At 60.1% G+C, this 18,663-nt stretch carries 16 protein-coding genes and 2 pseudogenes; 11 read left to right on the top strand and 7 right to left on the bottom strand.

Features of this window, described 5'->3' with window-relative positions; genetic code table 11:
- Positions 1–7 precede the first annotated feature (7 nt).
- The 10 genes and pseudogenes from C0617_RS03115 to C0617_RS03065 all read left to right on the top strand — a co-directional run bounded on the left by C0617_RS03115 (position 8) and on the right by C0617_RS03065 (position 12,112).
- Complete coding sequence (locus C0617_RS03115; protein ID WP_291315561.1) at positions 8–1,378, top strand: diguanylate cyclase; 1,371 nt, start codon at positions 8–10, stop codon at positions 1,376–1,378.
- Positions 1,379–1,553: 175 nt separating this feature from the next.
- Positions 1,554–2,804 (top strand): histidine--tRNA ligase, encoded by a 1,251-nt coding sequence (hisS, locus tag C0617_RS03110; protein ID WP_365888875.1) that lies wholly within the window; start codon positions 1,554–1,556, stop codon positions 2,802–2,804.
- A gap of 101 nt (positions 2,805–2,905) precedes the next feature.
- Positions 2,906–4,693 (top strand): annotated as a pseudogene (gene aspS, locus C0617_RS03105) (aspartate--tRNA ligase).
- A gap of 30 nt (positions 4,694–4,723) precedes the next feature.
- Positions 4,724–5,446 (top strand): LysM peptidoglycan-binding domain-containing protein, encoded by a 723-nt coding sequence (locus C0617_RS03100; protein WP_291315559.1) that lies wholly within the window; start codon positions 4,724–4,726, stop codon positions 5,444–5,446.
- A 368-nt stretch (positions 5,447–5,814) separates the two neighbouring features.
- Positions 5,815–8,040: an NADP-dependent isocitrate dehydrogenase gene (locus tag C0617_RS03095; protein WP_291315558.1), complete on the top strand. Its 2,226-nt coding sequence runs from the start codon at positions 5,815–5,817 to the stop codon at positions 8,038–8,040.
- A 76-nt stretch (positions 8,041–8,116) separates the two neighbouring features.
- Positions 8,117–9,073 (top strand): malate dehydrogenase, encoded by a 957-nt coding sequence (gene mdh, locus C0617_RS03090; protein WP_291315557.1) that lies wholly within the window; start codon positions 8,117–8,119, stop codon positions 9,071–9,073.
- 285 nt (positions 9,074–9,358) lie between these two features.
- The gene (locus C0617_RS03085) at positions 9,359–9,550 is read left to right on the top strand and encodes a 4Fe-4S binding protein (protein WP_291315556.1); all 192 of its coding nucleotides are present in this window, start codon (positions 9,359–9,361) and stop codon (positions 9,548–9,550) included.
- A 26-nt stretch (positions 9,551–9,576) separates the two neighbouring features.
- A pseudogene (locus C0617_RS03080) lies at positions 9,577–10,716 on the top strand (2-oxoacid:acceptor oxidoreductase subunit alpha).
- Positions 10,717–11,532, top strand: a complete 816-nt coding sequence (locus tag C0617_RS03070) for a 2-oxoacid:ferredoxin oxidoreductase subunit beta (protein WP_291315554.1) — start codon at positions 10,717–10,719, stop codon at positions 11,530–11,532.
- Positions 11,533–11,566: 34 nt separating this feature from the next.
- On the top strand, positions 11,567–12,112 hold the full coding sequence (locus C0617_RS03065) for a 2-oxoacid:acceptor oxidoreductase family protein (RefSeq protein WP_291315553.1): 546 nt from the start codon (positions 11,567–11,569) through the stop codon (positions 12,110–12,112).
- Positions 12,113–12,208: 96 nt separating this feature from the next.
- On the opposite strand, the gene C0617_RS03060 is transcribed toward C0617_RS03065, so the two are convergent.
- Positions 12,209–13,150, bottom strand: a complete 942-nt coding sequence (locus C0617_RS03060; RefSeq protein ID WP_291315552.1) for a class 1 fructose-bisphosphatase — start codon at positions 13,148–13,150, stop codon at positions 12,209–12,211.
- A 207-nt stretch (positions 13,151–13,357) separates the two neighbouring features.
- Here C0617_RS03060 and C0617_RS03055 point away from each other — a divergent pair, with 207 nt between their 5' ends.
- Entirely contained in the window at positions 13,358–13,756 is a 399-nt protein-coding gene (locus tag C0617_RS03055) for a hypothetical protein (RefSeq protein ID WP_291315551.1), read from the top strand.
- Between the two features lie 90 nt (positions 13,757–13,846).
- Here the strand turns inward: C0617_RS03055 and C0617_RS03050 are convergent, their stop codons facing one another.
- The 6 genes from C0617_RS03050 to C0617_RS03025 all read right to left on the bottom strand — a co-directional run bounded on the left by C0617_RS03050 (position 13,847) and on the right by C0617_RS03025 (position 18,647).
- The gene (locus tag C0617_RS03050; RefSeq protein WP_291315550.1) at positions 13,847–14,062 is read right to left on the bottom strand and encodes a hypothetical protein; all 216 of its coding nucleotides are present in this window, start codon (positions 14,060–14,062) and stop codon (positions 13,847–13,849) included.
- A 189-nt stretch (positions 14,063–14,251) separates the two neighbouring features.
- Entirely contained in the window at positions 14,252–15,025 is a 774-nt protein-coding gene (locus C0617_RS03045; protein ID WP_291315549.1) for an inositol monophosphatase family protein, read from the bottom strand.
- Positions 15,022–15,816: a sulfate transporter CysZ gene (cysZ, locus tag C0617_RS03040; RefSeq protein ID WP_291315548.1), complete on the bottom strand. Its 795-nt coding sequence runs from the start codon at positions 15,814–15,816 to the stop codon at positions 15,022–15,024. The genes C0617_RS03045 and cysZ overlap by 4 nt, the downstream gene beginning before the upstream one ends.
- Before the next feature lie 231 nt (positions 15,817–16,047).
- Complete coding sequence (locus C0617_RS03035) at positions 16,048–16,761, bottom strand: hypothetical protein (RefSeq protein WP_291315547.1); 714 nt, start codon at positions 16,759–16,761, stop codon at positions 16,048–16,050.
- A gap of 117 nt (positions 16,762–16,878) precedes the next feature.
- Positions 16,879–18,264: an ammonium transporter gene (locus C0617_RS03030; RefSeq protein ID WP_291315546.1), complete on the bottom strand. Its 1,386-nt coding sequence runs from the start codon at positions 18,262–18,264 to the stop codon at positions 16,879–16,881.
- 44 nt (positions 18,265–18,308) lie between these two features.
- The gene (locus tag C0617_RS03025; protein ID WP_291315545.1) at positions 18,309–18,647 is read right to left on the bottom strand and encodes a P-II family nitrogen regulator; all 339 of its coding nucleotides are present in this window, start codon (positions 18,645–18,647) and stop codon (positions 18,309–18,311) included.
- Positions 18,648–18,663: the final 16 nt, after the last annotated feature.

The raw sequence follows: 18,663 nt of genomic DNA, 5'->3' as shown, positions 1-18,663 counted from the left end.
GGTCGGAGTGGAAAAACCAACCATACTGGTTGTGGATGATGAGCTGTTCTTTCGCCGCCTCTACGCCGACCAGCTGAAAGACGATGGTCACCATGTAGAAACCGTCGCCTCCGGTGCTGATGCTCTCGACCGACTCCGGCTGGGAGGGGTCGACGTGGTCCTCGCCGACCTGGTCATGCCCGAGGTCGATGGCCTTGATGTCCTGCGCCAGGCCCGGGCCCTGCCCTCCCCCCCCGAAGTGATCCTGGCGACCGGGCACGCTACCGTGGAGTCGGCCATTCAAGCCCTCAAGAACGGGGCCCGCGACTACCTGATAAAGCCATTCGATCCCGGCGAGTTGCGCCACCTGGTGAATCTCTGCCTGGACAAGCGGCGCCTGGAGACCGAGAATTCCCAACTCAAGGATCAGGTTCGCCTCTTTGAACGCGGACCCCACATCGTCTCCCAGCTTGAAATCGAAAAGCTTCTCCCGGTGGCCGTCGAGCTTCTCCTCCAGGAACTCGGAGGCGGCCGCGGCTTCGCATTCCTGCTGAACCGCAGCAAAGTATCGAGGCTGATGGGAACCGTCGGCCTCAAAGAGACTCAGGCCATGCTCCTGGCCCGGACCCTGCGGCCTTTCCTCAAGGACCTGGAAGGCCCGCACCTCCTCGACGGGGAGGATCTGGATCCGACCCGGCACTGGCCGAAGGCAATCGACCGCCTCTGCATTTTCCCCCTGAGGAGCCAGAACAGCATCAAGGGTGCCCTGGTCCTGATCAACGCCCCGGGCGGGGCGTTTCCCGATCCCTTCCCCATGAAGAGCATTGAGTTTCTCGCCCAGCAGGCCGCACTCGCCTTCGAGAATGCCTTTCGTTACGACGGGGCTCGGCAGCTCATGTACACCGACGATTTGACCGGGCTCTACAACTACCGGTACCTGGAAATGGCCCTGGACCAGGAAATCCGCCGGGCCAAACGCTACGGCGTTCCCTTCTCCCTTGTCTTCATTGACCTGGACCACTTCAAAAACATCAACGACACCCACGGCCACCTGGTCGGCAGCAACACCCTGCGAGAGGTTGCCAAGCTGCTGCGCAAAAGCGTCCGCGATGTCGACCTTCTGTTCCGGTACGGCGGGGACGAATTCACCGCGCTCCTGGTCGGCACCGACTCGCAGGGGGCTTTGCTGGTGGCCGAAAGAATCCGCAAAACCATCGAGGGACACACCTTCCGCGCCCCCAACCAGGTCAACTACTCGCTGACCGCAACCGTCGGCTATGCCACCTTCCCGGAGGACGCCAAGGACAAGGAAGCGATCATCGACCTGGCCGACCGGGCGATGTACTTCGGAAAGAAAGTCCGCAACGTCACCCGTGGCGCCAGGGAGATCACAGAATAGAACCGCTCAACGGAAGCGCCCGGCCGGTCCGACCTTCGACGGGCCCGGGCCCTTCCTTCCCCGCGGCAACGACTTTGGCGACCCCTTTCATGGGTCGCATAATTTTTTGCATGAACCAAAACATGCATCAACAGTATGAGGTGATAAGTACGTGAACATTACAGGCATCAAGGGAATGAACGACATCCTGCCGGGCGAGGTGGAAACCTGGCAGTTTCTGGAAACCCAAGCGCGACGCATTTTTCAGGCCTACGGCTTCACCGAGATCCGGGTGCCGACCGTAGAGAAGACCGAACTTTTCTGCCGCTCCATCGGCGAGACCACGGACATCGTCGAAAAGGAGATGTACACCTTCGACGACAAGAGCGGCAACTCCCTGACCCTGCGCCCCGAGGGGACGGCCCCGGTGATGAGGGCTTTTATCCAGAACAAGCTGTACGCCCTGGACTCGGTCAACAAGCTCTACTACCTGGGGCCGATGTACCGCTACGAGCGCCCCCAGAAGGGACGTTACCGCCAGTTCCACCAGATCGGAGCCGAGGTGCTCGGGGTGGACGATCCCAAGATCGACGCCCAGGTGCTGAGCATGCTCTCTCACTATTTCCAGGAGGTGGGCATCCGGGACATTGAACTGCAGATCAACTCCCTCGGCTGCCCGGAGTGCCGCCCCGGCTACCGGAAAGCCCTGGTCGACTATCTCCAGCAGCGGCTGTCATCCCTCTGCGAAGACTGCAAGCGCCGCTACGAGACAAACCCCCTGAGGGCCCTCGACTGCAAATCCCAGGGCTGCAAGGAAGCGACCCAGAACGCCCCGTCGGTTCTCGATTCCCTCTGCGCCTCCTGCGAGGACCACTTTTCCCGGGTGCGGGGGCACCTCGACGACATCGCCGTCGCCTACACCGTCAACCCGCGCATGGCCCGGGGTCTGGACTATTACACCAAGACCACCTTCGAGATGGTCACAAACAGCCTGGGGGCACAGAACGCCGTTGCCGCCGGGGGACGCTACGACGGGCTGATCGAGGATCTGGGCGGACCATCCCTTCCGGGCATCGGTTTCGCCATGGGGGTGGAGCGCCTGGCGCTGATGCTCGGCGAGAAATCGATCGAGGCGCCCCGCCCCGACCTCTTCATCGCCGCCCTCGGCCAAGAGGCCGGCCGCAGGGGGTTCGTCCTGCTGTCTGCCCTGCATCGCCGGGGTCTGCACGCCGAGATGGACTACGAAGGCAAGAGCCTCAAAGCCCAGTTGCGGCGTGCCGGAAAACAAAAGGCCCGCTTCGTGCTCATCCTCGGCGAAGAGGAACTCGCCCGGCAGGCGGGCCAATTAAAGGACATGGACGCCGGCAGCCAGGAAGAGGTGCCCCTCGGTGCGGTCGAAGAACTGATGATGGAAAAGTGCCGGCCGGCCGATCGGGAGGCAGGATAGTCCTTGACGTTGTCACGAGGGGATTTGTATAGTGTCCTCTTTGCATCTGCGTCGTCTGACCATCCACTGAATGACATATATAGCCTCTGGAGGACATACCCTTGAACGACTTGCTTGGTGACTGGAAACGAAGCCAATATTGCGGCCAGGTGACTGCGGCGGATATCGGCAAAGAGGTCTGCCTGATGGGCTGGGTGCAACGCCGCCGGGACCACGGGGGCCTTATCTTCATCGACCTGCGGGATCGCGACGCGATCGTGCAGCTGGCCCTCGACCCCGACCGCGACCCCGAGGCCCACGCCAAGGCGGAGGCGGTTCGCAACGAGTTCGTACTCGCGGTCAAGGGAACAGTTTCGCCCCGCCCCGAGGGGACGGTCAACCCCAAGATGAAGACCGGCGAGATCGAAGTCGAGGTTCGTGAGCTGCGCATCCTCAACTCGGCCAAGACCCCGCCCTTCATGCTCGACGAGTACACTGACGTGGCCGAAAACCTGCGCCTGAAGCACCGCTATCTCGACCTGCGCCGGCCCGCCATCCAGAAGAACCTGATCATGCGGCACCACGTCGCCCACACCGCCCGCACCTACCTCGCCGAACACGGTTTCCTCGAGATCGAAACCCCCATGCTGACCAAGAGCACTCCCGAGGGGGCCCGCGACTACCTTGTCCCCAGCCGGGTCAACCAGGGCAGCTTCTACGCTCTGCCCCAGTCGCCCCAGTTGTTCAAGCAGCTGCTCATGGTCTCCGGCTTCGACCGCTACTGCCAGATCGTCAAGTGCTTCCGCGACGAGGACCTGCGCGCCGACCGGCAGCCCGAGTTCACCCAGATCGACTGTGAAATGAGCTTTGTCGACCAGGACGACGTCATCTCGATCATGGAGGGGATGATCTCCCGTGTTTTCCAGGGGGCCCTGAACGTCGAAGTGCCGCTGCCCATGCCCCGGATGACCTATGCCGAGGCCCTGGCCCGGTTCGGCGTGGACAACCCCGACCTGCGCTTCGAGCTCTAACTGGTCGATGTCAGCAACCAGGTCAAAGGCTCCGGCTTCAAGGTCTTCGCCGACGTGGTCAAAAAAGGCGGCATCGTCAAAGCGATCAACGTCAAGGGCGGCGCCCCCCTCTCTCGCAAGGACCTCGACGACCTCACCGAGTTCGTCAAGATCTACGGCGCCAAGGGCCTGGCCTGGGTCAAGATGACCGAAGAGGGCTGGCAGTCGCCCATCGCCAAGTTTTTCAGCGAGGAAGAGCTTCAAGCCATCGACCGCACCCTCGAGGCGGAAACCGGCGACCTCCTGCTCTTCGTCGCCGACACCTATGCCGTGACAAACGAAGCGCTCGGGCGCCTGCGCGGCCATCTCGGCCACAAGCTCGGCCTTGTTAACAAGGACGCGTTCCGCTTCGTCTGGATTACCGACTTTCCCCTTCTCGAGTGGGACGGCGAGAGCCGCCGCCACGTCGCCGTCCACCACCCTTTCACCGCACCGATGGACGATGACATGGCCCTGCTCGACGGCGAGCCCGGGAAGGTCCGGGCGAAGGCCTACGACCTGGTTCTCAACGGGTCGGAAATCGGCGGTGGCAGCATCCGTATCCACGACCAGGCGGTGCAGAGCAGGATGTTCGACCTCCTGGGCATCGGGCCGGAAGAGGCCCGGGAGAAGTTCGGCTTCCTTCTGGACGCCCTCGAATACGGCGCGCCGCCCCACGGAGGAATCGCCTTCGGACTGGACCGACTGGTGATGATCCTGACCGGCAGCGATTCGATCCGAGATGTCATTGCCTTCCCGAAGACCCAGAAGGCCACCTGCCTCATGTCCGAGGCGCCGAACGAAGTGGATGAAAAACAGTTGAAGGAATTGTCCATCCGCGTGACGGCACGACCCAAATAGGGCCCAACTGAAAGGCGCCCAAAGTCACCCATGGCAAAACTTTTCACCTGCATCCTGTTCATGACCCTGCTTCTCGGCGGGTGCGCATCGCCGCCCCGCCAGGAGCTTCAGGCCGCCCGACTGGCGGTAGCCCGGGCCTACGCCTCCGAAGCCCCTCTCCTGGCCCCCCTGCCCTACCAGGCGGCCGAGCGGGCCCTGAGGGAGGGAGAGCATCGCTACCGCCTCCGGGATTATTGCGAGGCCCGGCAGGTGCTGCCCCGGGCCGAATCCCTGGCCCGCCACGCCTCCCTCAAGGCCGGGGAGGAGAAGAGCCGGATCGCCGAGAAGGAGCAGCAGCGCATCGCCAAAGAGGAGCAGCGCCGGGAAGAGGTCCGCAAGGCCGAGGAGCGACTCCGTCTGCAAGAGGAGCATGCCAGGCGATCCCAAAGCTCCCAGACTCCCCCGCCTTCCAAACCGAAACCGGCCCCAGCGCCGCTCCCGCCGCCGACCCGATACACCGTTGGCGAAGGGGAGACCCTCTGGACCATCGCCGGCCAGGGGAAGGTCTACTCCGATGCCCTGCTTTGGCCCCTGCTCTACAAGGCCAACAGGGACCAGATCAAGGACCCGCGGCAGATCTACCCCGGGCAGATCCTCAACATCCCCAGGGACTTCACCGGGGAGGAAGAGCAAGAAGCCCGCGCAATGGCCCGTGAGTCGGACATCTTCCCCGTGGAGACCCTGCTCCCAAACCCATCCCCCAAACCCTACTAAAATGGTGTTTGTTTTCAATCCAACAGTACCCGCCGCCCTCTGCCGCGGGGCCATCTTTTCACTTGACACCCCCTGCCCATTTGTATACTGTATACAACATTCTTGACCCGGCCTCATCTTGCTACAGCACATAGCACTTATACGCACCTACTGATCGTTCGCTCTTTTTCACTGTTATCGTTTTAAAATTAACATTTACCTTATTACCATTCATACAATCTAAAACATTCCCCTCAAGGCTAGACAAAACAACGAACATATCACCTTAGTTTCATCCGTCACTGATTAAACCAGTTGATAAAGGCGATCGCGATTTGCCTTTCTTGAGCCTCTGGCGATACTGGCATAACAAACTTAAGGAGAGAAACATGGCAAAAATTATCTGGTCAGAAATTGATGAAGCACCCGCGTTGGCTACCTACGCCCTCCTCCCGATCGTTCAGGCGTTCACCAAGGGGACCGGCGTTGACGTTGAGACCAAGGACATCTCCCTGGCTGGCCGTATCATTGCAAACTTCCCCGAGAAGTTGACCGAAGAGCAGAAGGTTGCCGATTACCTGTCGGAACTGGGTGAGATCGTTCTGAAGCCGGAAGCCAACGTTATCAAGCTGCCGAACATCAGTGCTTCGATCCCTCAGCTGCAGGACGCTATCGCCGAACTGCAGGAGAAGGGCTACGACATTCCGAGCTACCCTGAAGAGGCGACCACCGACGCAGAAAAAGAGCTGCAGGCCCGCTTCGCCAAGTGCCTCGGCTCAGCCGTCAACCCGGTGCTGCGTGAAGGCAACTCCGACCGCCGCGCCGCCGCTTCGGTAAAGAAGTTCGCCCAGAAGAACCCGCACCGGATGATGAAGCCGTGGCCTGCTCCCGGCACCTCCAAGTGCCGTGTTGCCCACATGGAAGGCGGCGACTTCTACGAGACCGAAAAATCGGTCACCATGGACGCTGCAGACACCGTCAAGATCCAGTTTGTTGACGCTGCCGGCAATGTCACCGTCAAGAAAGACGGCCTGGCCCTGCAGGCTGGCGAAGTTCTCGACAGCTCGGTCATGAAGGTTGCCGCTCTGCGCGAGTTCTACGCCAAGACCGCCCAGGAGGCCAAAGAGAAGGGCGTACTGCTCTCCCTGCACCTCAAGGCCACCATGATGAAGATCTCCGATCCGATCATGTTCGGTCACTGTGTCTCGGTTTACTTCAAGGACGCTCTCGAGAAGCATGCCGACACCCTTGCATCGATCGGTGCCAACGTCAACTTCGGCATGGGCGACATCCTCAACAAGCTCAACAAGCTTCCGGCCGAGAAGAAGGCCGAAATCGAAGCCGACATCAACGCCTGCTACGAGGGCCAGGCCGCTCTGGCGATGGTCGACTCCCGCAAGAACATCACCAACCTGCACGTTCCGAACGATGTCATCGTCGATGCTTCGATGCCGAACGTCGTGCGTGACGGCGGCAAGATGTGGAACCTGCAGGACGAGCTGCAGGACACCATCGCCATGGTTCCCGATCGCTGCTACGCCACCATGTACCGCGAGATCTGCGAAGACGCCAACAAGAACGGCCAGTTCGACCCGGCCACCATGGGCAGCGTTTCCAACGTCGGCCTGATGGCTCAGAAGGCTGAAGAGTACGGTTCCCACGACAAGACCTTCGAAGCTCCTGCCGCTGGCAAGTTCCAGGTTGTCAACGCCGCTGGCCAGGTGATCCTCGAGCAGCCGGTTGACACTGGCGACATCTACCGTTCCAGCCAGGCCAAAGACATTCCGATCAAGGACTGGGTCAAGCTGGCCGTCAACCGCGCCAAGGCGTCCGGTGAGCCGGCAATCTTCTGGCTCAACGAAAACCGCGGTCACGATAAAGAGATCATCAAAAAGGTCAACAAGTACCTTCCCGAGTTCGATACCGCCGGCCTCGATATCCGCATCATGGATCCTGTCGCCGCCATGAAGTTCTCCCTCGAGCGGGTTCGCAAGGGGCTGAACACCATCTCCGTGACCGGCAACGTCCTCAGGGATTACCTGACCGACCTCTTCCCGATCCTCGAACTGGGCACCTCGGCTCGTATGCTCTCCATCGTTCCCCTGATCAACGGTGGCGGCCTCTTCGAGACCGGCGCCGGCGGTTCTGCTCCGAAGCACGTCGAGCAGTTCCTCAAGGAAGGTCACATCCGCTGGGATTCCCTCGGCGAGTACTGCGCCCTGGTTCCGTCCCTGGAGCAGGCTGCAACCGCTGACAACAACCCGAAGGCCGCTATCCTGGCCGAGACCCTCGACGCTGGTATCGGTCAGTACCTGGAAAACCAGAAGCTGCCTTCCCGTAAGGTCAAGGAAATCGACAACCGCGGCGCCAGCTTCTACCTGGCTCTCTACTGGGCACAGGCTCTCGCCGCTCAGGACAAGGACGCTGCGATGAAGGCCCGCTTCTCCGAGGTCGCTGCCGAGCTCGAGAAGAACGCTTCCAAGATCGATGCCGAGCTGGTCGACTGCCAGGGCTCCCCGGTCGACGTCGGCGGCTACTTCAAATTCGATCCGGTCAAGGCCGACAAGGCAATGCGCCCGAGCGCCACGCTGAACGCAATCATTGACGCAATGTAAGGACCTTAGCAGGTTCGGGGCAACTCGGTTGCCCCGAACCTTGTTTTTCAATTTCCCAACATAAGGAGAGAAAACCATGGCTAGACCGAAAATCGCATTGATCGGTGGTGGGCAGATTTGTGGCGTTCTGGCACAGCTTTGCGCCCTGCGCGAGCTCGGGGACACCGTCCTCTTCGACATCGTCGAGAACATGCCCCAGGGCAAGACCCTCGACCTCGCCGAGGCCTCCCCGGTCGACGGTTTCGACGTCAGCGTCACCGGCACCAACGACTACAAGGACATCGCCGGCGCCAACATCGTCATCGTCACCGCCGGCCTGCCCCGCAAGCCCGGCATGAGCCGTGACGACCTGATCGGCGTCAACAGCAAGATCATGACCCAGGTGTCCGAAGGCATCAAGCAGTACGCCCCCGACTCCTTCGTCATCATCATCTCCAACCCCCTCGACGCCATGGTCACCCTGTGCCAGAAGATCACCGGCTTCCCCCCCGAGCGGGTCATGGGCCAGGCCGGCGTCCTCGACTCCGCCCGCTTCGCCGCCTTCATCGCCTGGGAGCTCGGCGTTTCCGTCAAGGACGTCACCGCCATGACCCTCGGCGGCCACGGCGACACCATGGTTCCTCTCGTCCGCTACGCCAGCGTCAACGGCATCCCGGTCATGGAGTTGCTCGAGCAGAAGTACGGCAGCACCGCCAAGGCTGAGGAAGTCATGACCGCCATGGTCGAGCGCACCAAGGCCGCCGGCGGCGAAGTCGTCAAGCTTCTCGGCAACGGCAGCGCGTTCTACTCCCCCGCTTCCTCCGCCATCGCGATGGCCGAAGCGATCCTCCGCGACCAGAAGCGGGTCCTGCCGGTCTGCGCCCTGCTCGACGGCGAGTTCGGTGTCGACGGCTTCTACGTCGGCGTCCCCTGCATTCTCGGCGCCGGCGGCATCGAGAAGATCATCGAGTTCAAGCTCGACGCCACCGAGCAGGCCCTGATGGACAACTCGGTTGCCGCAGTCAAGGAACTGGTCGGGAGCATGAACCTGTAGCAGGTATCATTGTTTGAAATGTCGCATCGTAAAGAAGGGCAATGGCGACATTGCCCTTCTTTACGATTTCAAAAAAACATATATCTAAATAAAATGATTGGCATTTCGGCCGTTATCGCCGCAAGCCCTGCGCCACTTCCCCCTCTCAGGACTTGTCCGCTCGATCAGCCTGCCCGGTCTTTACACCATAATTTTCTGGCTTGAGTGGTGCGTTTGTGTTAGCATTCCGCCGCATTATCAAGCCGTTGCATAAACGTCAAACACGCGCAAAGGAGAAAAACGGGAATGAGCAGTGCAAGATTGGAGGTCATCGAAAGGTACTGCAAGGGGTGCAATATCTGCGTCGAATTCTGCACCACTAAGGTCCTTGAGATGGATGCGTTCGTGGTAAAAGTCGCCAAGCCCGAGGCTTGCATCGCCTGCATGCAGTGCGAGTTGCGGTGCCCTGACTTTGCCATCAAAGTCCACAAAGATTAATCATATTCCATAGGAGGACGGAAAACGTGGCTAAGAAAGTTGCTCTTTTGCAGGGGAACGAAGCCTGTGCCCAAGGTGCGATGTACGCCGGGGCCAAGTTCTTCGGCGGTTACCCCATCACCCCCTCCACCGAGGTGGCCGAGGTTCTCTCCGTAGAACTGCCCAAGGTCGGAGGCAAATTCATCCAGATGGAAGACGAGATCGCCGCCATGGCGTCGGTCATCGGCGCCGCCCTGACCGGTGCCAAGTCGATCACCGCGACCTCCGGCCCGGGGGTTTCGCTCAAGCAGGAACTGATCGGCTATGCCTGCATCGCCGAAGTTCCCTGCGTCATCATCAACGTCATGCGTGGCGGCCCCTCCACCGGGATGCCCACCGGCCCCGGCCAGTCCGACGTCATGCAGGCCAAATGGGGCACCCACGGTGACCACGCGACCATCGCCGTCGCCCCCGCCTCCTGCCAGGAGATCTTCGAGGAGACCGTGCGCGCCTTCAACCTGGCCGAAAAATACCGCATGCCGGTCCAGGTCCTCTTCGACGAGATCGTCGGCCACATGCGCGAGCGCATCGAGTTCCCTGAGCCGGGCGAACTCGAGATCATCGACCGCGCCGAACCGACCGCCTCTCCCGCCGACTACAAGCCCTACGACACCTCCTTCGGCGACGTGCCTCCCCTGGCGGCCTTCGGCTCCGACTACCGCTACCACGTCACCGGCCTGAACAAGGCGGCTGACGGCTTCCCCACCACCAAGGCCGAACTGGTCGACGCCGAAGAGCGCCGCCAGATCAGCAAGGTCGAGTGCGAGAGCGCCCGTGCCGACATCGAGAAGAACGAGGAGTACCTCACCGAGGACGCCGAGGTTCTGCTCCTGGCTTACGGCTCCACCTCCCGTTCTGCCCGCTACGCGGTCAACAAGCTACGCTAGCAGGGGGTCAAGGCCGGCCTCTTCCGCCCCATCACCCTCTGGCCCTTCCCCGAGAAGCGGGTCGCCGAACTGGCCAACCAGGTCAAGGCGATCGTGGTTCCCGAAATGAATCTCGGCCAGATGATTCTCGAAGTCGAGCGTGTGATCAAAGGATCTTGTGCCCTGGCTGGCGTGTTCCGGGTTGACGGCGAGCCCATCAACCCCGGCCAGATCATGGACAAGGTCAAGGAGGTACTGTAAATGGCTTACGATTACGATAAATGGATCCGCCCGGGCAAGCTGCCCCACATCTGGTGCCCCGGATGCGGTCACGGCATCGTCATGAAGGGCCTTATCCGGGCCATGGAGACCTGCGGCCTGGAAAAGAACAACACCGCCCTCGTTTCCGGTATCGGCTGCGCCAGCCGCCTGCCCGGCTACATTGACGCCTGCACCCTTCACACCGCTCACGGCCGTGCGGCCGCTTTCGCCACCGGCGTCAAGATGGCCAAGCCCGAGATGAACGTCATCCTCTGCGGCGGCGACGGCGACGGCACAGCCATCGGCGGCAACCATTTCATCCACGCCTGCCGGCGCAACATCGACATGACCTACGTCGTGCTGAACAACAAGATCTACGGCATGACCGGCGGCCAGTTCTCCCCCTGCACCCCCACCGGCGACATGGCCTCCACCACCCCCTACGGCAACCCCGACCCGGTCTTCGACATCAGCAAGCTGGCCATCGGCGCCGGTGCCACCTTCGTGGCCCGCACCACCGCCTTCCACGCTACCCAGATCGACAAGCTGATCGTCGAAGGGATCAAGCACAAGGGGATGTCCATCATCGAAGTCCTCGACGACTGCCCCACCACCTACGGGCGCCGCAACAAGTTCCGCTCCGTCGTGGACATGATGAAGCAGCTCAAAGAAGTCGCCGTCCCCGTAGCCGCAGCCGCCAAGATGACGGCCGAGCAGCTCGAAGGCAAGGTCCTGACCGGCGTCCTCTACAAAGAGGAGAAGCCCGAGTACACCGAGCAGTACGCCAACGTCATCGCCAAGGCCCAGGGCGCCTGATCCTTCGACCGGTTCAAACAAGGAGAGTATAGAAATGGCTGATAGATATGAAATTCGGTTTTCAGGCGCCGGCGGCCAGGGCCTGATCACCGCCGGCATCATTCTCGCCGAGGCCGCCTCCATCATCGAGGGCAAGAACGCCGTGCAGTCCCAGAGCTACGGCCCCGAGGCCCGCGGCGGCGCCTCCAAGTCGGAGGTCATCATCTCCGACGAACCCATCGACTACCCCAAGGCGACCGTCGTCGACGCCTGCCTTGCCATGACCCAGGAGGCCGCCGACAAATACGCCGTCGGCATCAAGGCCGGCGGGGTCCTGCTGCTCGATACGGACTTCGTCCCTAACGAGCCCAAGGGGGACTTCAAGGTCTACAAAATGCCCATCATGCGCACCGCTCAGGATGAAATCGGCCGTGCCATCGTCGCCAACGTGGTCGCGCTGGGCGCGATGATCGCCCTGACCGACGTTGTCTCCAAGGAAGCGGGCGAAAAGGCTGTTCTGGCCAAGGTTCCCGAAGCCTTCCTGGAACTGAACAAGAAGGCCTTCAACCTCGGCTTCGAAAAGGTCAAGGCCCTCATGTAGCCTGGTCCTAGATACTGCGACAAGCAAAAAGCCCGGCAGCGAAACGCTGCCGGGCTTTTTGTTTGTCATTGTCCGTATTTTTAAAAGGTTCAGCACCTAGCCGTGGGCGGCGACATATTCCTCGGCTTTTGCCACCAACTCCTTGCTCCCGATAAAGACCGGGGCCCGGGCTTCGATCCCCTCTGGCGTCAGATCGAGAATGCGCTCGCGTCCCGTCGAAGCCGCGCCGCCCGCCTGCTCGATGAGGTAGGCCATGGGGTTGAGTTCGAAGAGAACCCGCAGCTTTCCATCCGGCGCGCCTTGAAGGTGGGGATAGAAGAAAATCCCCTTACCCTTCATCAGAATCTGGTTGATGTCGGGGACGAACCCCCCACTGTAGCGCAGCTTGGAACCGTTCTCCTCCAGTTGTCCCACGAACTTCTCGACCCCAGAGGTGTACTTGTTGCGCTGCCCCCCGGGGGAGTAGATGCTGCCGCTCGACTCCACGGTGATGTTTTCACGGGTCAGGGTGTATTCCATGAGCTTATTCATGGCGAATTCGTGGACCCCGTTGCCGGTGCTCAGAACCATCGTGGTGCGGGGCCCGTAAAGGATGTAGAGGGCCGCCACCTGGTTGCGGCCAGGCTGGAGCAGGTCGCACCCCTCGTAGATGGAGACGATGGTTCCCACCGCGAGGTTAACATCGACCAGGGAGGAACCGTCGAGGGGATCGTAGGCCACCGAGAATTTCCCTTCGCAGTCAGGCGAAATGGGAAGGATTTCCGGAGACTCTTCGGAGGCGATATTGGCCACGACTCCCGAATGAGCGAGACGCTTGCGCAGGATGCGGTCGGAGAGGACATCCAGAGCCAACTGCTGCTCTCCATAGAGGTTGGAGGTTCCGGCAACTCCAAGATCACCTGTGCGGATCGAGTTGACGATGTACTTGGAAGCCTCTGCGATCTCGCAGATGAGGCGGGTCAGGTTCCGGTCCTCATCCTGCTCGCGAAGATACCGCCGAAGATCGACCTGAAAGGGTGTCTTTCCCGGTTCTGCCATCTTGTTTTCACTCCCTATGCAAAAAAACCGCCCCGAAGGGCAAGATAAAAACAATTTTGAATTTTAGAATAATTCTAGTCCTTCGGCAAGAAAAAACCCGGCACGCTCCGAATGGAGACCGCCTTGACGGACAGCCCAAAGGTGTTACTATCGAATTGAAATCGGCCAGATTTCAGCCTCTCTATTTTTCCTGATACGGAGGAAACCATGACCGAGAATAATCAGCCAACGGAAGAACATCAGGGCGAGAAACATCCCGGCAAAATCGAAACATGGTGGGACGCAACACTCAAAACCTGGAACGCGACCACTTTCAGGGCTGGACAGTACAAGCGACTGGTACAGAAAAAGATCGACCTGGCCTCCCTCCAGAAGCAGATTGCCGCGGATCATGCCGAACTAGGCAGGCAGATCGACCAGCTTCGGGACGCCGGCGAAGCGGACATTTTCGGGAACCAGAACGTCCAAGGCCTTTTCGAAAAGTTGCACGGTCTCAAAGAAAATGCGGCGACCCATGAAAGGGAAATCGCGGACCTCCAAACCGACCACACGCCCGAAACGATGGCGTCAAGCGAGGAGCAGCCGCCGGAAGAGACAAGACATTAACGCAAAAGTGAATATGACAGAATGTAAAAGGCCCCCCGGAGACGAGGGGCCTTTTGTTTTCCATCGTAAGGTAAAGTGACTCTCTGTTTCTCAGCGCATGTGTTTTCGTGATCGAGGCACGCTGTGCAGGCGAGCATCCTTGTACTCGCGATCCCACCTGCGCATCGACTCCTGGATTTCACCCTCGACCTCGGCCATCGCAGCCTCGTGCCTTTCCATGATGTCGAGATCCTGATCCAGGCGTTCGAGGTTTCTTCCCATACCGGACTCCACCGACGTTTCCGCCCTGTTGTTCAGATCGGTCATGCTACCTCCTTTTGCGTGTACCCACATCTTCCCGCCTGCCCGCCGATTCCTTCCCGAACGGGACACGCGGGACTCGAAAACCTTTCCACGAAATCGGTTTTGCGTAAAAACATTATAACACAACACCCTCTGTGAATTTCTTTGCCCCTGCCCAGGGTGAACCCAGTCGCCTCAGGCAATAACGCCCGGTCAGGGCCTTTCTCCTTTCTGAAGAATCTCCGCCATGTCCCTGTGGATGAATCCGTTGCTGGCAAGGCACTCCCTGCCATAGATATCCAGGTCTTGTCCGTTGAAGTCGCTGATCTCGCCCCCGGCCTCCTCGATGAGGATTTTGCCCGCCGCAAGATCCCAGGGTTTGAGTTTCATCTCCCAGAATCCGTCCAGCCGCCCGGCGGCGACGTAAGCAAGGTCCAGACTCGCCGCCCCGGCGCGGCGGCAGGCCTGGGCGCTCTGCTGAAAATGAATAAAATGATCATAGTTGTTGACCGGACTGGTCTTACGATCATAGGGGAAACCCGTGCCCAAAAGGGCCCGGTCGAGACGGCCGGTGCTGGAGACCTGGATTTGAATGTCGTTCAAAAAGGACCCTTTGCCCTTTTCGGCAAGGAACAACTCCTGGTGAAACGGATTGTAAACGACCCCTAGGGTCACCTCCCCCCGGACCTCAAGCGCGATGGAGACGGCGAACCACGGAAAGCCGTGCGTATAGTTCGTGGTCCCGTCCAGGGGGTCGATGATCCAACGATAGTCAGAACATATGCGGCCGTGGTCCTTTTCCTCGGCGAGGATATCGTGCCGCGGGAAAGTGCTGCGGATCACCGTGACGATCGCCTCCTCCGAGGCCCGGTCGGCCTCGGTGACCAGGTCCACCTCCCCCTTGAGGTGGACCTGCAGAGAACAACCGAATTTCTGCAACAGCAAACGTCCCCCCGCCTTGGCCGCCGCAATGGCAATCTGCCTCATGGCGTCCCCCTGTCCGAAGCGGGTCCGCCCCCGCCGCTGCAATCCCACCACAACTGGGTCGCGGCGACCACCGCAACGGGGATGCAGAAGAATTGAAGGAAGGGGATAGCCAGAAGAACAAGCAACCCAACGCCGAAACCGAGCATGAGAAATTTGCGCCCAAAAATGAAACGCCGCTGGTCCCGGAAAGTCGAGCGCTTGCGGCTGAAGACAAAGCCGGTGTATTCCACGGCCAGAAAGAAGAGGGTGAACAGAACCGAAAGGACCGAATAGACCATGGTCCCCACGCCGGGGATCAGGTTAAGAAGAAGCAGCAGGACCATGCCCAGCACGAAAAAGAGCATTTTCTTGCTCTCCTCCACCAGGGTCCGACGAACATCCTTCCCAAAGGCACCCAGGGAAAAGGGTTCCTCGTTGCGCCGCCCGGCCAAAGTTTCCTCGGTTCGCTCCGACAGCAGGTCATTGAAGGGGGCGGCGATCAGGTTCCCCACCACGGTGAAGGCAAAAAAGACCAGAACCGCCGTAGCCAGAGCGGCAACGACCCAAAGAGTGTAAAAGAGGATCAGCCAGTACCAGGCATCCCCTTGGGGAATGCGGTGGATAACCGTATCGTTGAAAAAATTGAGACCGAAATAGACGGCGAGGGAAAAGACCGATGTATTGATGATGAAGGGGATGAGGATGTACTTGAAAAGCCGCGGGCAACCCAATATGAATCGCCCAGCGCGGAAGGGAGAAAAGAAACCGCGAGAAAAGTTGGTGACCGGGTTGTCTTTGATAAAGTCGGACATGAAGGGTTGTGCGTCCCCAACCTGTGCGTTTTTTTCATCCTAGCACAACGCTTTTGCTTTTCCAAGAGTTGGGGCCGAGGTCCACGAAAATGTCGGGGGTTGAAGTACAACGTCCGCGAAGACGAGAAGTCCTTCATCGTTAAAAAAAAAGTCCGCCATCCCCTGGCGAGGGGATGGCGGCAAGGTTGTCGACAGGAGGCAAAAATCGTCGACAAATAAACTTTGGATATTTTAGAAATTCAGGGCCACGGTCACACCACCCATGAACTCGTCGTCGATGCCGGAGATGTCCTCGGCGTCGTCGCTCATGGGAGTGGAGTAGATCACTGCAGGACTGACGACGATCTGGTCGGTCACCGAGTAATCGAGGCCGAGGCTCAGTTCGGCATTGTGCAGGTCGCTGTAATTGCCGACCGCGAAATCGGACTCCTGGTTGTAGCTGACCAGGGCACCGATGCCCAGGCCGATGTTCTCTGCGAGGTCGAAACCGTGCCCGACGGAGAAGGTGTAAAAGGCACCCGTCTCTTCGCACTCGTCATAATCGTAGTAAATGGTCAGGGAAGGCTCGAGAACAGTATTCAGGCTCACACCGAGGTAAAGCTCGTTGGTCGTCTTGAAGCCGTCCACATCGTAGAGGATGTTGCCGATGCTCATGGAAACCAATTCCCCGAGGTCAAAGGAGTAGTCGAGAACCAGATCGACCTCGTTCATCTCCCCGGTATTCTCGCTCATGTTGCCCCACCAGCCGAGGCTGAACCCGCCGAAACTGACGTCGGCCCCAGGCTGCGCAACGAAGCTGTCGTCTGCGCTCAGGTCAAACCCTCTCCAGAGGTACATGCTGTTAATGCTCACATAAGCGTCGCCGCTGACTTCGATTTCAGCAAAGGCGGGGGAGACGGAACCGATCATCATCATGGCAGCCAGCACAACAAAAAACTTCTTCATCCTTCTGTTCTCCTTATTTCTTGAGGGTTTTTCCCTGGAGGGCCCCCATCGGGCCCTCCAGGAAGCGACATTACAAAACCAGTCCAAATTCGAGGCGCTGAACAGTCTTTGCCAGATCTATGCCTGTTTCACCGGCTCGGTGACGACCCGGGCGGCAGCCTGAGCGGCACCGAGGCTGGAGCCGACGCCCACGCCGCCGATGTTGACGCTCTGGAAATCGGGGTAGGCTTCCATGCCGATCTCGGCGAGGTCGAGTCCGCGGAGTTCATCTTCCTCGGAGGCGCGGATTCCGATGGTGGCCTTGAGGGCGATCCAGACGATCGAGGAGGCGATGACAACAAAGGCCCCGGTGGCGGCCACACCGATGAACTGGGTAACAAAGCTCGCGCCGCTGTCGGTGAAGGGAACGGCCATGGTGCCCCAGATGCCGCAGACCAGGTGGACCGAGAGAGCGCCGACCACGTCGTCGATCTTGAGCTTGTCGAAGAAGGGAACGGCCAGCACAACGAGGATGCCGCCAACGGCGCCGATCAGGGTCGCCGCGCCGAGGGACGGGGTGGCCGGGCCGGCGGTGATGGAGACCAGGCCGGCCAAAGCGCCGTTGAGGCCCATGGTCACGTCGACCTTCTTGTAGAGGATCTGAACCATCGCCATCGCGGCAATCATGCCGCCGCAGGCAGCCAGGTTGGTGTTGGCGATAACGTTGCCCATCTCGATCACCGAGGCGGCATCGCCCAGGGCGAGGACCGAACCGCAGTTGAAGCCGTACCAACCCATCCACAGGATGAAGGTACCGAGGGTCGCCAGGGGGATGTTGGAACCGGGCATCGGGTTGACACGGCCGTTCTTGCCATACTTGCCCTTACGGGCGCCGAGGATGATGGCGCCAGTCAATGCGGCCCAACCGCCGACCGAGTGCACAATGGTCGAGCCGGCGTAGTCGGCGAAACCCATCTCGGAGAGCCAGCCGCCGCCCCAGCCCCAGGAACCCTGGATGGGGTAGATGATGCCGCACAGGATGGCGCAGAAGAGCAGGAAGGACCACAGCTTGATACGCTCGGCCACGCAACCGGACACGATGGAGCAGGCCGCGCCGCAGAAGACCATCTGGAAGAACCAGTCAGACGAGGCCGAGTACCCGGCGGAGTAGTCGCCGGCGAGGGCCGCGGCGTCGTCAGCCGCCCAGGGCCCGAAGGAGCCGATGAAACCGCCGTCGACCCCGGCATACATCAGGTTGTAACCGGTCACATAGAAGAGGATCCCGGCGATGCCGAAGAGGGAAATGTTCTTCAGGCAGATAGTGGCGACGTTCTTGTAACGAACGAGGCCTGACTCGAGCATGCCGAAGCCTGCAGCCATCCACATAACCAGGATGCCCATGACAAGGAAAGAGAAAGAATTCAGGATGTAGGTCATCTCGGAGACCGGGGCATCCTCAGCCAGGGCCAGGGTGGGCAGGGCAAAGAGCAGGCCCGCCAGGGTAAGGGAAACAAGTTTCTTCATTTTTATACCTCCTTGAGCTTTTTTCTCAGTTGGCCAATGGTTTTTTAGAGAGAATCGGAGCCGGTCTCACCCGTGCGGATACGCACCGACTGCTGCACGTCGTAGACGAAAATCTTTCCATCGCCGATCCGCCCGGTGCAGGCTTCCTTCTGAACCGCCTCGACGATCTCGTTTACCTGGTCGGCGGCGACCACCAGTTCGAGCTTCACCTTGGGGATGAAATCGATCTGGTACTCGGCCCCCCGATAAAGTTCGGTGTGCCCCTTTTGGCGGCCGAACCCGCGGACCTCGCTCACGGTCATCCCGGAGATGCCCATGTCGCTGAGGACGCTCTTGACGTCATCCAGTTTGAAGGGTTTGATGATGCAATCGATCTTCTTCATGCCACGTTCTCCTTTC

Source organism: Desulfuromonas sp. (assembly GCF_002868845.1).
Taxonomy (GTDB): Bacteria; Desulfobacterota; Desulfuromonadia; order Desulfuromonadales; family BM501; genus BM501.
Note: the sequence above shows the minus strand (reverse complement) of the source record. Positions and strands in the feature narration are given on the sequence as shown.